This is a genomic window from Microbacterium sp. AG157 (assembly GCF_003385695.1).
Classification (GTDB): Bacteria; Actinomycetota; Actinomycetes; order Actinomycetales; family Microbacteriaceae; genus Microbacterium; species Microbacterium testaceum.
Genome location: NZ_QRDK01000003.1, coordinates 639,486 through 653,001, shown reverse-complemented (window position 1 = coordinate 653,001; position 13,516 = coordinate 639,486). Strand labels below are relative to the sequence as shown.

Here is a 13,516-nt window from a genome sequence, read left to right as displayed (position 1 = left end):
GACGCTTTCATCTAAGGAGAAATGCAATGACTGCCAAGGCGACGACCTCCGCAACGTTCGAGCAGGACGTCCTGCAGGCCGACGGACCCGTTCTCGTAGACTTCTGGGCCGAGTGGTGCGGCCCGTGCCGCATGGTCGCTCCCGTCCTCGACGAGATCCAGAACGAGAACGCGGGCAAGATCACCGTCCTCAAGCTCAACGTCGACGAGAACCCCGACCTCGCGATGAAGTACCAGATCACCTCCATCCCCGCGATGAAGGTCTTCCACGGCGGTGAGGTCAAGACGACCATCATCGGCGCGAAGCCCAAGTACGCCCTCGAGCAGGATCTCGCCGCTTTCCTCGGCTAAGACCTGCCGTGTGAACGTCCCCGGTGCCGTATGGTGCCGGGGACGTTTGCGTTGTGGGTGCCGGGCTCGTCACGACGATCACAGGGATGGCCGCCTCTGACGACGTGTGCAGGGCGGCGTCGAACGCCGGAGCGCGGGGGCTCCCCCCGCTGTCGAAGCCGTTGCGCCATGACCTCGAATGAACCGCGGAGTCGGGGCCCGGGAGGGAAGACAGCGCCCGTGGTACGAGAAGAGGCACGAATGTCTCTGAGGGACCGTGAGCGCCCCTCAGGAGACGTCGAGACGAACGCTGGCGTCCCAGCGGCGGTGTGGCTCTTCTTCGCCCAGAATGCGCCACACAGCCTTCGTGAGGGCGGGGTAGTCGAGAGCGATCTGTCGGAGCACGCGGTAGTTGCGCGCGCGGGTCGGTCGGACGCCGCCATTCTCCGAGATGTTGTCAGCCCGCAGGATGAGCACGACCAGTTCGTCGACGCTCGGAAGATCCTCCATGAAGTCCCACGGGTCTTCTCCACCGCGCAGGCGCTCGTGGATGAGGACCGCGAGTTCGTCGGAGGCCTCCGCGCGCAGTAGCTCAAGGCTGGCGCGACGGCGGGGAGTGTCGTCGTTCGCTGTCACCATTCCAGGTTACGTCGAGGGACCGACACCAGGCCTCGAAAGTCGCTCGCTGCCCGGGAGACGCTCATCAGCGGCAGGCCTCTCAGCCGGTGTATCCCTCTTCACCCAGGGTGGCGAGGATGCGATTCAGATCCTGAATACTCGCGAAATCGATGCTGATCTGGCCTTTTTTTGCGCTCAGCGAAACGCGCACCTTCGTATCGAAGCGATCCCCGAGCCGATTGGCGATGGCATCCAGACCCGATCGCTGCGATCCTGCCTTGGGCTTCTGGCGGAGGGGGGCGACGCCCGGCATCTTCGCGGCGGCTTCGGCCGCCCGCACGGAGAGATCTTCGTTGACGATCTTGTCGGCGAGCTTCTGCATCTCTTTGGGGTCATCCAACGAGAGGATGGCACGAGCATGTCCAGCGCTCAGGACACCCGCGGCGACGCGCTGCTGCACAGCGACCGGTAGCTTGAGCAGGCGAATGGTGTTGCTGATCTGGGGGCGGGAGCGGCCGATGCGCGTTGCGAGCTCCTCCTGCGTGATACCGAAGTCCTCCAGCAGCTGCTGATAGGCGGAGGCTTCTTCCAGCGGATTCAGCTGCGAGCGGTGAAGGTTCTCGAGCAGAGCATCGCGGAGCAGGTACTCATCATCCGTCTCGCGGACAACGGCAGGAATCGTCTCGAGTCCCGCCTCGCGCGAGGCGCGGGTGCGACGCTCGCCCATGATCAGCTCGAACGTGCCATCGCCCTTATCCCGGACGACGACCGGCTGCAGGACTCCGAACTCACGGACGGAGTGGACGAGCTCCGCGAGGTCGTCCGCGTCGAAGTTCGTGCGTGGTTGGCGTGGGTTGGGAACGATCGACTTCGGGTCGATGTGAACGAGCCGCGCACCGGGGACGGTGACGAGGTTGTCGTCGGACGACTCCGGAGCGGCGGTTTCCGCGGCAGCGTCCGAACTCTTCGTGTTGCCGTCGGGAAAGAAGACGTCAACGGGACGCGCCTCGGACGGCTCCATGGTGGGGATGAGGGCGCCGATACCGCGGCCCAGACCGGTCCTCTTAGCCATCAGGAACCCTTCTTGGTGGTGTCGCGAGCGACGATCTCGACCGCGGCCTCGCGATAGGCGATGGCGCCCGCTGATTGGCCATCGTACGCGATGACGGTCTGCCCGAAGCTCGGCGCTTCAGAGACGCGCACGGATCGAGGGATGACGGTGTTCAGGACCTCGTCGGTGAAGTGCGAGCGAACTTCCTCGGCGACCTGCTGGGCCAACCGCGTGCGACCGTCATACATGGTCAGCAGGATCGTCGACACGTGAAGACCGGGGTTCAGATGCTTCTGAATCATCTGCACGCTGCCGAGAAGCTGACTGAGGCCCTCGAGCGCGTAGTACTCGCACTGGATAGGTATGAGCACTTCGTCTGCTGCGGTGAATGCGTTGATCGTCAGAAGGCCGAGGGAGGGAGGGCAGTCGATGATGACGAAATCGAGGTGGTTGCCCTCGATGTCGAGATAGTCGCGCAGAGCCCCACGGAGGCGGTGCTCACGAGCGACCTGCGATACCAGTTCGATCTCGGCCCCGGCGAGATGGATCGTGCTGGGTGCGCACAGCAGCTTCGGGGACTCCGGACTGGTCTGAATGATGTCCGCGAGAGGAAACTCATCGATGAGGACGTCGTACACGCTGGGGGTGTCCGCGTTGTGTGCGACACCCAGTGCCGTGGACGCGTTGCCCTGTGGGTCGAGGTCGACGACGAGAACACGAGCTCCCACCGACACCAGGGCCGCTGCGATGTTAACGGCGGTCGTGGTCTTACCCACCCCGCCCTTCTGGTTCGAGACCGTGAACACGCGGGTGCGACCCGACAGCTCCACGGTCGCCTCTTCCAGGGTGCGCCGGCGCGCCGAGAGATTCGCGATCTCCCGAGCGATGGGGGAGTCGTCGAACGACGTCGACGCGGGCGCCTCATCGGACTGTTTCACGTGAAACGCACCTCTCCCTCGGCAACCCGCTCAGTCTACCCGCGCTCTGGCCCGCTCATGATGGACCGCTGGCGTGGCTGTGTATTCGAAGCTTGTCGATCGTGGCTCACCCGGCCTTCTCGAGCGCCCAGCTCGTTGCAGGGAGTTCCTGCGCTCCACCATCAGGCGGCCAGCGAAGCGCACCGAGGGCGACGACGCGCTGCCACACGCGCCTGTGGTCATTCACGTTTCACGTGAAACAGGCAGACGGTGAGCGTACGCACGTCCGTCCTCCGACGGCTCCGATTCCAGCTCTGTGCGGCTCCGCGCTCACATCTGAGTGGCCTCAACGCCCCGAAGGGTCCCTGCACGGCGTCCCCATAATCGCCGGCGTTTCACGTGAAACGTTCGTGACGGGGCATTGGATTCCTCCTTGGCGATCGTGCCGATGTCCTGAAGTCGCGTCGGGTCTAGTCACGAGATGCACTTGGGCGGTAATTGCCAGGCGCCGGGGGAGAGCGAGAGGCCGCTTCCCGTGCGCGTCCATCCGCGTCTCCGTCGAGGTACAGAGAGTAGGTCCCAGGCTTCACAACAGTAGACGGGAGTCACGATCGAGCAGCCTCTCGACAGTCGAGGAACCTGGGGAGGACACACTCCGACGGTTCAGCTGCACCCGCGCCCTGCGTCTCGTCTCGTCCCGACCGGCTTCGGATCACGTTTGCCCGCGTTTCGGTGGACGAGCGCCGGGGAGAGCGGCACTCGACTTTGGACCCCAAAGAGCGACTGGGGACTCCCGCAGGACCCGACGGCACTCGACACCCTCATCGAAAAGGTTGAGCGCAAGCTGTCGAGGTCTCGGGAGACAGTAGGCGTCCGTTCGGATGCGGCTGTCTCCAATGTGTCGTCGTACCGTGGACGCCTGGCAGTTCACGATGTCACCCTGCTCAGCGTACGTTCACCCTCGCCCAGCAGTCGGAGGTGTCGGGAAGAGAAGGTGCTCGCCACGAGAGCCGGACCGGAACGGTGATCGGCTGTGTATCCCGGGCCTCACCTGCCGCGATCTCGCACGCTTCGGTCATCGGACGCAGGGGAACAGCGCTGATGCGTCCTCCTCCGCAAACAGGAGCGCATTTTTTCGCGGTCCGTCTAGAAGGCTCGTGGCCATCAGCCAGCGTGGGACCCTGAGGGACAGATCAATGCGCGCGATGACAGTGGGTCGTCGTGACTTCCACCCGACACATCCCCGCGGTCGAGACGGTTTCGACTGCGAATCAGTGCGAACAGCTGATCGCCAACACCTCGGCGCCGGCCGGTCGGAAACATCGCAGTCTTCTGCATCGTGGCGTAGAAGGCGGATGGCCCCGATGACCACGGCTGAGGCCGCTCGCTACATGCCTGCCGTGCGTGGAGCCGGATAGGCCCCTCCATGTCACACAGCGTCAGACCCTTCTTGGGCGCCGGTCTGCTATCCATCTCTCCCGTCAAGGTGGAGCTGGCGTGCAGGTCTTAGCCTCACGCGGACGCGTGTTCCACGTGAAACGGTGCCGTTCACTGGTGATGAGCTCCATTGACTCGCGCCTCGAGGTGCGGGGGGAGTCCCGCTTCACCGACGGTTGGCCACGCCGATGTACGCCGCCCCCGCCCACCGTGAGGTGACGCACACTCACTCCCAGCGCACGAAGCTCCCATCGGGCGAAACCGAGCTAGTGCGCCGCCCCCGCCCACCGTGAGGTGACGCACACTCACTCCCAGCGCACGAAGCTCCCATCGGGCGAAACCCGAGCTAGTACGCCGCCCTCTCGCTGTCCGCATCGCGCCCGTCGGGGCACTGACCGTCTACTTATGTAGACGGACAAGCTAGGAATCTCTGGGTAATCGGAGTGGCCGGGGGTCGCACCACAGCGGCGGACCACCCGAGACATACGTCGCGACATCGCCCAGTGCCTCGCTTCGCAGCGGTGTTTCACGTGAAACCCTCATCAGCTTTCCTCAGGCGCCACCGCGTCCGCTCGCGGTGTCGCACTCCGCGACCGTCAGCAGGTGGGTAGCGAGGAACTAGCCACGCGCCGCCTTCAATCGCTCGCGCGGTATCGAGATACCTATATGAATGCGACACCTGTGGCGGATGATACATAGGCGAGTGTTCCCGACCCGTAGGAAGAGTACCCAAAGGCCGACTGTCCGCCACCTATCTAGCGACAGTGACCGTGAGTTCGTGACCGCTAGGGCACACGGCGGGCATCTCTCCATGTCGGCGTAACCCCAGAGTCCGACGCTGCGTGCTCACCCTTCAGCAACCACCGACGAACACGTCGCCACCCCAGACGACCCGACTGTTTCACGTGAAACAAATGCCTCACCAAACCGGCTCAGATTGCCGTCGCTCTGCATCGGTTCCCGACGCAATTGATCGCGCAAGCTCCGCCTCAACGGGCACGGAGCACCCACGATCCGAGCAGTGTCGACCCACGACTTCTCCGCCGGCCTAGAACGCACCACCTGCGCAAATCATCGCCCGCAGGATCAACGCGACGTTTCACGTGAAACCAAGCGGCGTACCGAGGTGAAAACGCCGCGAGGATCGTGCGGCAGGTGGGCCATCAGCCAGCAGGGGAGTAGAAGCAGGGGCGACGATTGAGAGTTCCCCGCCGTACGAGGCGAACCGCAAGAGAACACCCGGGCCTCACCACGACGAGCAGTCCGACCATCCAAGGGCCCCGTCTCAGCCGCGTCGGGGGGCGGCCTTCCATGCGGGCGCCCGACGCTGAATGTGGCCAACGGGAAGATCTCAGTCACCCCGTGCATAGGACCGATCTGATGCGACTGTCACCGCCGACATCAGACGGAACGGAGAGCGCCGCCACCCACCAGCCGGCTCACTCAGATGAGCCGCTCGACGATCGCGTATCGGTGCTGTCCGTACGCCCCTGGTCGCGGGTCGAGCACGACGTCACCCCGCCCCGCAGACGCTGGAACAGTGACTGTGTCGTGCGAATCCGGCACCCCGCCACCAAGCACCCGGGCGGTCGGCTCAGTGCCCGGCAGGGGACCCGACGCGCGACACGGCCCGATATGCGCCGTGATCGTTGCGAGAGCTGCCCACCCCCGTGGTTCCCAGGATCGCGAGTACGTACCGGGCACGTCGTGCAGGAGCGTCTCTCACCCTGCGGACGTGTGCGCTCTTGAGCGCGCTATGGGAGGCGACCGCTGTGCGAGTGGGGGAGAACCGTCGGTCTCTCTTACCCCCGAACAGGGCTCGACGTGCGTGCGGATCACGTGGACGTCTATGCCTACGCACACGTGAACTCCCGGGATCTTCGCGCGTCCCAGACTCGCTGTCGGACGCGAGAGCGCTCGCGGGTGCATTGCTTTCGTCGCGGCGGTCGTTCCTGATGCGACGCGCCAGCGCTCGCTGACGCGCGAAGGAGCCACGCCGAACGAACCCGATCACGCTGGGAGCCGAAGGCCAGCGACCTCCGCGGGTACCGGCCGAGGGCTTCGGTGACGAGACGACAATCGTCGTTCAGCCCACCCGTTCGACGCGTGGCCAGAGAACGTCCGTCGTGGCCGCCCCCCCGGCGTATCGCAGCGCCCGAGCCCCCCCGGGATGCAACTGCCGCGAAACCGTTTCACGTGAAACTCAGGTCCTGCAAACCCGGCACGTGCTCCCGGGCCGGCCGGCCGGACCGTACACGTCACCTGAACGGCGCGGACCGCACACATCACTCATCGCCAGCGAACGAACCTGCGGAGCCCGAAACGCCCTCCCGCCACGCCAGCGTCACATTCCGACGGTCGCGCCGAGGTCTTTCGACGCCCCGAATTCGACGACCGAGACGTCACGGCACCGAAGCAGACAGCATCGGTGCCGCCGATGCGCGAGCCATCTGGTCACGCGTCGATCGCAGCCTCTACCGCCATCTCACGACGGCACTCCCTACCGAGCTCCCGTTCGGCACTGCACCCCGCGCCGCACATCGAGACAACGCGACCGGGCGCCACGACCCACTCCGGTCGACCGCGTCACCCTCGCGTGCTGCGCGGTGCTGTTCTCGATGCTCTGAAGGTTGCTGAGATCGACGTCAGCGACGTTTCCACCCACGAGTAGAGAACTTTCACGTGCATAGGAAAAACATAGATAAAGCGCCAAAGCGCATGCCGTATGTGCACATGCGTCACTCAGCGACCGAGCGTGGCGAGGAAGACCCGCGTTGGCTCGTCGAGCACGCCCTCGCCGACGACCTCGATCGATACATCGGTGAGGCCGTACTTGCGCACCTGCTTCGCGGCCGCCTCGACCTCCGCTCCGACATTGGCGCCCTTCAGGAAGACGAGACGCCCGCCGGGACGCACCAGGGGAGCGGTGAACGGAAGCAGAGTCCGCAGCGCGCTCACAGCGCGCGCTGTCGCGACATCGAACACACGCCCCTCGCTCCACTCCTCGCCGCGCATGCGTGCAACGGTCACGTTCTCGAGCTCGAGCTCACCGACCTGCTCCGACAACCAGGCCGTGCGACGCTCCATCGGTTCGATGAGCGTCCACTCGACGTCCGGCCGCGCGATGGCCAGCACGAGCCCGGGCAGCCCGGCGCCCGAGCCCACGTCGACCGCGCGACCCGCGAAGTACGGCGCAGCGATCGCACTGTTGAGAATGTGACGCGTCCAGAGTCGCGGGACCTCGAGCGGGCCGATGAGACCGCGCTGCTCCCCGTACAGGGCCAGGTTCTCGGTGAAGCGACGGGCCTTCTCGATGTTGTCGCCGAACAGCGTCAGCGCTGCACTCGGCTCTGCCTCGAGCTGTTCCGGCATCCGGAGACTCAGCCGCGGCGAAGCACGGTGTGACGGTCAGCGCCCTCACCGAACGATTCGGACGAGAAGCCGCGATCGGCCGCGATGTCGTGCACCAGCTTGCGTTCGTAGCTCGACATCGCCGGGAGCGACGCCTGCGACGCACCCTCGTCGAGACGCGCGATCGCCCGGTCGACGAGGTTCTCGAGCTGGCGCTGACGCGCATCACGGGAGCCACCGATATCGAGAATGAGCCGCGAGAATCGGCCCGTCGAATTCTGCACCGCAAGACGCGTGAGCTCCTGGAGTGCCTGCACGGTGTCGGGGTGCGACAGCGTCGACAGTGCGGCTGCATCTTCGGCCTCGACCGAGACGTACGCGCGGCCTGCGCGCACGTCCATAGCGAGGTCACCGTCGATGTCGGCGATGTCGAGAAGACCCTCGAGGTAGTCGGCGGCGATATCGCCTTCCTGCTCGAGCTGCTCCACCGTGGCAGCCGTGTGCTCGGGTGCGATCTGATCGGATGTCGTCATCGTGATCTCCGGTTCTCAGGAGGCGGGTGCGGAGCCGGCTGTGCCGGCGGATCCGCCCGCGGCACCGGTGTTCTTCGTGGACTGCTGCTTCTTCGCCCGCTGCTTGCCGACCGGCTGCTGACGCTTGGGCTGGGCCGCACGGGCCTTCTCGGTCTCTTCGAGGAGCCGCTGCTGCTCGGCGCGGTACTTCTCGATGGGCACGACCTTGCCCGACGAATCGATGGCCTTGCCCTTCCGCGCCAAGCGCTCTTCCCGCGCCTTCGCCGCGTCGGAACCGGGAGTCGGCATCTCGCGAATGACCACGAACTGCTGGACCATCGTCCACAGGTTGCTGACGAACCAGTAGATGACGACACCGAGCGGGAAGAACACACCCGAGAAGATGAAGGCCAGCGGCAGGATGTACAGCATGATCTTCTGCATCTGGTACGCCTGACCGGTCTTGGCCTCGGGCGACAGGTTCTTCGAGATGATCTGCAGCTGAGTGAAGAACTGCGAGCCGATCATGAGTACGACGAGCGTCAGCAGGATCGCGACGGTCACCTGGCCGTCCGACTGGCCCCACGCCGTCACGAGGTTGACGTGCATGGATGCCACGTCGAAAAGGCGTGCGTCGTAGAACTCGGTCGTGAGCTCCGGCGTGAGCAGACCCACGCCGCCGATGCCGCTGGCGGCGTGTTTCGACACGTCGTTCAACACGCTGAAGAGGGCGAAGAAGATCGGCATCTGCACCAGAAGGGGCAGGCAGCTCGAAACCGGCGTCGTACCGTGCTTCTTGTACAGCGCCATGGTCTCGCGGCTCATCGCCTCGCGGGAGAGCTGGTCGCGCTTGCCCTTGTACTTCTCCTGCACCTTGCGCAGCTCAGGGGCGATCTCCATCATCTTGCGCTGGCTCTTGATCTGCTTCACGAAGAGCGGGATCAGAGCGGCGCGCACGATGAGTACCAGGCCGACGATCGACAGCACCCAGGTGAGGCCGGCCGCGGGGGCCATGCCCAACGCCGTGAAGAGAGCGTGCCACCCCACCAGCACGAGTTCGACCACCCACTTCAGTGGCCAGAGGATGGTCCCAATGAGATCGAATTGCACGATCAGTCCTTTCGGGAGGGCACGACGAATCCGTGCCGAGTGAGTTCGTGGCGGAAGGCCCGATGAGGACGGACGTCGTCGATGCCACCCTGAGCCCAGGGATGACAGCGTGCGAGACGGGCCGCGGTGAGCGCGATACCCTTCACGAGTCCATGCTGCTGTACGGCACCCACCGAATAGGCGGAGCAGGACGGGTAGTACTTGCACACGTCGCCGTAGACGTGCGAGATCGTCGCTCGATACGCGTGCAGCAGTGCCAGCCCCGTATTGCGGGGGAGGAGCGGCACGGATGCCACGACGCCGTCGACAGTGAGCCGTCCGGTCCCCGTGGACGAGGTCGGGAGAGTAGAAGAACTCATACCGATGCTTTTCGCTCGAGGCATCGCACCACTTCGGCACGAAGCGTCGAATAGTCGACGGTCGCTGCCGACGGCAGTGCGCGGATGACGATCGAGGCGCCCCCTCGAACAGACGGGAGCGCCTCGGCGCACACCGCTTTGAGGCGGCGGCGAATGGTATTGCGGGTGACCGCGGAGCCGACCTGGCGACTCACGATGAAGCCGAACCGGGGCGAGTCGGTCTGAGCCGAGATCCCGACGTACGTCACGGTGTGCGCTCCGGCACAGCGAGTACCCCGTCGGACCGTGGCTTTGTAGTCCGATCCGCGAGTGAGTCGGTTCGGCTTCGCGAGCACCGGGTCCGTCAGGCGGAGAGCTCGGTGCGGCCCTTGGCGCGACGTGCGGCCAGGATGCCACGGCCGGCACGCGTACGCATGCGGGCGCGGAAGCCGTGCTTCTTGGCACGACGACGGTTGTTGGGCTGGAAGGTGCGCTTGCTCATGGGTCACTCCGGAGGTGATGTCGCCCGATGCTCTTCTGCCGGGGACGGGGGTCGGGACTGCCGTATAGGCATAAGTCAACCGACTAAGGCTACGTCGCGCGGGGCGTTAACTCAAACCGAAACCGCGACCGCCCATTATCCCCAGGCGTTGTCCACAAGCGTGGCAAAGACACGCGACCGAGTCCTACAGTGGATTTTGCTCCGACAGGGCCGCGAACTAGCGTGGCCCCGGAAGTTATCCACAGGTTCGACGCGACACGTCGATCACCCGTCGCGTCAAGATCCCGGAGGGGCTATGTCTCTGCACGAAGCACCGGATGTGCCCGTCTGGTCATCCGTGCTGGACCAGCTTCTCACCGATGATCGCGTCACCCCGCAGCTACACGGTTTTCTGAACCTCGCTGTCCCGCAGGGCGTGATGGGCGGAACCCTCTACCTCGACGTCCCGAACGACCTCACCGCCGCGCAGTTCAACAAGCGCATGCGGGCGCCGATCCTCGAGGCGCTGGCGCAGGTGCAAGGAGAAGACCCTCAGATCGGGACGTTCCGCGTCGTCGTGAACCCCGATGTGATCGAGACGCAGCGCAGCTCCTCCGCCGCCCCGCGCGAAGAGCGCCCGCAGGCGGCACCCGTGCATTCGCCGGCGAGTGAGCAGGCGCCCGAGCCGATCGTCCCGGCGTCGCGGAACGACACACGCCTCAACCCGAAGTACACCTTCGACAATTTCGTCATCGGTCAGTCCAACCGTTTCGCGCACGCCGCGGCGGTCGCGGTCGCCGAGGCGCCGGCCAAGGCGTACAACCCTCTGTTCATCTACGGCGACTCAGGCCTCGGCAAGACGCACCTCCTCCACGCGATCGGCGACTATGCCGCGAGCATGTACGCCGGCATCCGGGTCCGTTATGTCTCGAGCGAAGAGTTCACGAACGACTTCATCAACTCGATCGCCAACAATCGGGGATCGGCCTTCCAGGCGCGCTATCGCGACGTCGACATCCTGTTGATCGACGACATCCAGTTCCTGCAGGGTCGCGCCGAGACGCAGGAAGCCTTCTTCCACACGTTCAACACGCTGCACGACCACGACAAGCAGGTGGTCATCACGAGCGATCTGCCGCCGAAGCAGCTGACCGGGTTCGAAGACCGTATGCGCAGCCGCTTCGAGTGGGGTCTGATCACCGACGTCCAGGCGCCCGACCTCGAAACGCGCATCGCGATCCTTCGCAAGAAGGCGCAGAGCGAACGACTTCTCATTCCCGACGACGTGCTCGAGTACATCGCCACGGTCGTCTCGTCGAACATCCGCGAGCTCGAAGGCGCCCTCATCCGTGTCTCCGCGTTCGCCAGTCTGAATCGATCGACGCTCGACATGTCGCTCGCGCAGACTGTCCTGCGAGACATCATCGACCAGGACGACGCGAACGTGATCTCGCCGACGGACATCATCACGGCGACCGCGCAGTACTTCAAGCTGTCGGTCGACGACCTCTACGGTTCGAGCCGCTCGCAGGCGGTGGCCACCGCGCGTCAGATCGCGATGTACCTCTGCCGTGAGCGCACGAGTCTGTCGCTCCCGAAGATCGGCCAGCTGTTCGGCAACCGAGACCACACGACGGTGATGTACGCGTACAAGAAGATCAGCGACCTCATGAAGGAGCGTCGGTCGATCTTCAACCAGGTGTCGGAGATCACCAGTCAGCTCGGCCGTATGCGCTGAGCACCCGTTCCCCGAGGGGCTCGACCACGACCGTGGTTCGAGCCCCTTTCTCTTTTTCCGCGCCTGATCGGGCATATAAGGCCGTACACAGGGGGTTTTGGAGGGGGTTCTACACAGTGTGGAAAACCTGTGGATAACTCGATTTTCCTCGGGATGATCTGTGCACTCAGGCGTTAACACTGTGGAGGAACAGCCGAAGGCGCTCGCGACACCCGTCGTTAACTCGACAGGCTCTCCGCAGCTCGTCCACAGTTAACAGACCCCTGGTTCCCTGCTGTTAACAAGCGTGTCGCAAGTTATCCACACTCTCCACAGCTGTTAACAAGATGAAGATCCAAGTTCTTTGTTAAGAGAGATTCGATGACCTTGCCGTGGGGACGTCGCTCGGCGGGCGTCGCCGCAAGGGGGCACTAGCATGGGTAAGCCATACCCGCCGTCAAGGGAGCACCCGTGAAGTTCCACGTCAATCGCGATGTGTTCAGCGAAGCCGTCTCGTTCGTGGTCAAGCTCCTGCCCCAGCGAAACCCGCAGCCGATCCTGGCCGGTGTGCTCATCGAGGCCAACGAACAGGGATTGACCCTGGCCGCCTTCGATTACGAGGCTTCCGCGCGCACGACGATCGAGGCGACCGTCGACGAGCCCGGCACGATCCTGGTGCACGGCCGACTCCTCAGCGACATTGCGAGCCGTCTGCCCAACGCTCCGATCCAGATCACGGTCGACGACGACGGTGGCATCCTGTTGACCTGCGGCTCCGCGCGCTTCACGCTCGCCTCCATGCCCGTTCAGGAGTACCCGGCGATCCCCGAGGTCACCGGCGAATCCGGTCTCGTCCACGCCGACGAGTTCGCCACGGCGATCGCACAGGTCGCGTTCGCGGCCTCGCGCGACGACGTGACCCCCGTCCTCACCGGCGTGCAGCTCGAGGTCTCCGGCACCCGCTTGAGCCTGGTCGCTACCGACCGCTACCGCGTCGCGCTCCGCGAGATCCCGTGGGACGGCGGAGCCGTGGCATCCGATGAGACCACGTCCGCTCTCGTGCCCGCGCGTACGCTGCAGGAAGTCGGCAAGACCTTCGCTCACAGCGGCGACATCTCCATCGCCTTCTCGGGCTCGGGCGACCGCGAGATCATCGCGTTCTCGTCGGGCAACAAGACCGTCACGTCGTTGCTCATCAAGGGCAACTTCCCGCCCGTGCGCCGACTCTTCCCCGCGCAGACCGAACACCACAGCGTGGTCAACACCGCCGAGCTCGTCGAGGCGGTCCGCCGTGTCGCGCTCGTGCTCGACCGTTCCGCGCCCTTGCGTTTCACGTTCGGCCCCGACGGCGTCTCGATGGACGCCGCCGGCACCGAGCAGGCTCGGGCGACGGAGTCGGTCGACGCGACGCTCGTGGGCGATGAGGTCACGCTGGGTCTCAACCCGCAGTACCTCATCGAGTCGCTCGGTGCCGTGCGCAGCGAGTTCACGCGAATCACCTTCACCTCGAGCGACAACGCGAACAAGCTCAGCCCCGTGCTGGTCACGCCCCAGACCTCGGTTGAGAAGGGCGGCGAGGGCACGTTCAAGTACCTCTTGCAACCCAACCTGCTGTTGCGCTGACCGGCACCGCATGCTGCCGTGTCGGAGGCGGC

12 protein-coding genes are annotated in these 13,516 nt (G+C 64.9%); 3 read left to right on the top strand and 9 right to left on the bottom strand.

Annotated elements, in window-relative coordinates; genetic code table 11:
- Positions 1-26: 26 nt before the first annotated feature.
- Positions 27-350, top strand: a complete 324-nt coding sequence (trxA, locus tag DEU35_RS12365) for a thioredoxin (RefSeq protein ID WP_103207476.1) — start codon at positions 27-29, stop codon at positions 348-350.
- A gap of 267 nt (positions 351-617) precedes the next feature.
- On the opposite strand, the gene DEU35_RS12360 is transcribed toward trxA, so the two are convergent.
- The 9 genes from DEU35_RS12360 to rpmH all read right to left on the bottom strand — a co-directional run bounded on the left by DEU35_RS12360 (position 618) and on the right by rpmH (position 10,165).
- Positions 618-968, bottom strand: a complete 351-nt coding sequence (locus tag DEU35_RS12360; RefSeq protein WP_103207473.1) for a tryptophan synthase subunit alpha — start codon at positions 966-968, stop codon at positions 618-620.
- A 79-nt stretch (positions 969-1,047) separates the two neighbouring features.
- Positions 1,048-2,019, bottom strand: a complete 972-nt coding sequence (locus DEU35_RS12355; protein WP_103207470.1) for a ParB/RepB/Spo0J family partition protein — start codon at positions 2,017-2,019, stop codon at positions 1,048-1,050.
- Positions 2,019-2,936, bottom strand: coding sequence for a ParA family protein (locus tag DEU35_RS12350; protein ID WP_103207467.1), 918 nt, complete (start codon positions 2,934-2,936; stop codon positions 2,019-2,021). Before DEU35_RS12350 ends, DEU35_RS12355 begins: the two co-directional genes overlap by 1 nt.
- 4,158 nt (positions 2,937-7,094) lie before the next feature.
- Complete coding sequence (gene rsmG / locus DEU35_RS12345) at positions 7,095-7,724, bottom strand: 16S rRNA (guanine(527)-N(7))-methyltransferase RsmG (RefSeq protein WP_103207464.1); 630 nt, start codon at positions 7,722-7,724, stop codon at positions 7,095-7,097.
- Positions 7,725-7,732: 8 nt separating this feature from the next.
- On the bottom strand, positions 7,733-8,236 hold the full coding sequence (locus DEU35_RS12340; RefSeq protein ID WP_103207461.1) for a R3H domain-containing nucleic acid-binding protein: 504 nt from the start codon (positions 8,234-8,236) through the stop codon (positions 7,733-7,735).
- Between the two features lie 15 nt (positions 8,237-8,251).
- Entirely contained in the window at positions 8,252-9,325 is a 1,074-nt protein-coding gene (gene yidC / locus DEU35_RS12335; protein WP_180993417.1) for a membrane protein insertase YidC, read from the bottom strand.
- Between the two features lie 2 nt (positions 9,326-9,327).
- A complete protein-coding gene (gene yidD, locus DEU35_RS12330; protein ID WP_103207459.1) occupies positions 9,328-9,684 on the bottom strand; it encodes a membrane protein insertion efficiency factor YidD in 357 nt (118 codons plus the stop codon).
- Positions 9,681-10,019 (bottom strand): ribonuclease P protein component, encoded by a 339-nt coding sequence (rnpA, locus tag DEU35_RS12325; RefSeq protein WP_116239656.1) that lies wholly within the window; start codon positions 10,017-10,019, stop codon positions 9,681-9,683. The genes yidD and rnpA overlap by 4 nt, the downstream gene beginning before the upstream one ends.
- An 8-nt stretch (positions 10,020-10,027) precedes the next feature.
- The gene (gene rpmH, locus DEU35_RS12320) at positions 10,028-10,165 is read right to left on the bottom strand and encodes a 50S ribosomal protein L34 (protein WP_013584598.1); all 138 of its coding nucleotides are present in this window, start codon (positions 10,163-10,165) and stop codon (positions 10,028-10,030) included.
- Positions 10,166-10,460: 295 nt separating this feature from the next.
- Between rpmH and dnaA the strand changes: the two genes are divergently transcribed.
- Entirely contained in the window at positions 10,461-11,882 is a 1,422-nt protein-coding gene (gene dnaA, locus DEU35_RS12315; protein ID WP_103207454.1) for a chromosomal replication initiator protein DnaA, read from the top strand.
- A 450-nt stretch (positions 11,883-12,332) separates the two neighbouring features.
- Positions 12,333-13,484 (top strand): DNA polymerase III subunit beta, encoded by a 1,152-nt coding sequence (gene dnaN, locus DEU35_RS12310; protein ID WP_116239655.1) that lies wholly within the window; start codon positions 12,333-12,335, stop codon positions 13,482-13,484.
- Positions 13,485-13,516: the final 32 nt, after the last annotated feature.

Excerpts from the sequence above, each read along its gene's own strand:
- trxA (WP_103207476.1), top strand. The coding sequence starts at position 27 with ATGACTGCCAAGGCGACGACCTCCGCAACGTTCGAGCAGGACGTCCTG.
- DEU35_RS12360 (WP_103207473.1), bottom strand. The coding sequence starts at position 968 with ATGGTGACAGCGAACGACGACACTCCCCGCCGTCGCGCCAGCCTTGAG.
- DEU35_RS12355 (WP_103207470.1), bottom strand. The coding sequence starts at position 2,019 with ATGGCTAAGAGGACCGGTCTGGGCCGCGGTATCGGCGCCCTCATCCCC.
- rsmG (WP_103207464.1), bottom strand. The coding sequence starts at position 7,724 with ATGCCGGAACAGCTCGAGGCAGAGCCGAGTGCAGCGCTGACGCTGTTC.
- DEU35_RS12340 (WP_103207461.1), bottom strand. The coding sequence starts at position 8,236 with ATGACGACATCCGATCAGATCGCACCCGAGCACACGGCTGCCACGGTG.
- yidD (WP_103207459.1), bottom strand. The coding sequence starts at position 9,684 with ATGAGTTCTTCTACTCTCCCGACCTCGTCCACGGGGACCGGACGGCTC.
- rpmH (WP_013584598.1), bottom strand. The coding sequence starts at position 10,165 with ATGAGCAAGCGCACCTTCCAGCCCAACAACCGTCGTCGTGCCAAGAAG.
- dnaA (WP_103207454.1), top strand. The coding sequence starts at position 10,461 with ATGTCTCTGCACGAAGCACCGGATGTGCCCGTCTGGTCATCCGTGCTG.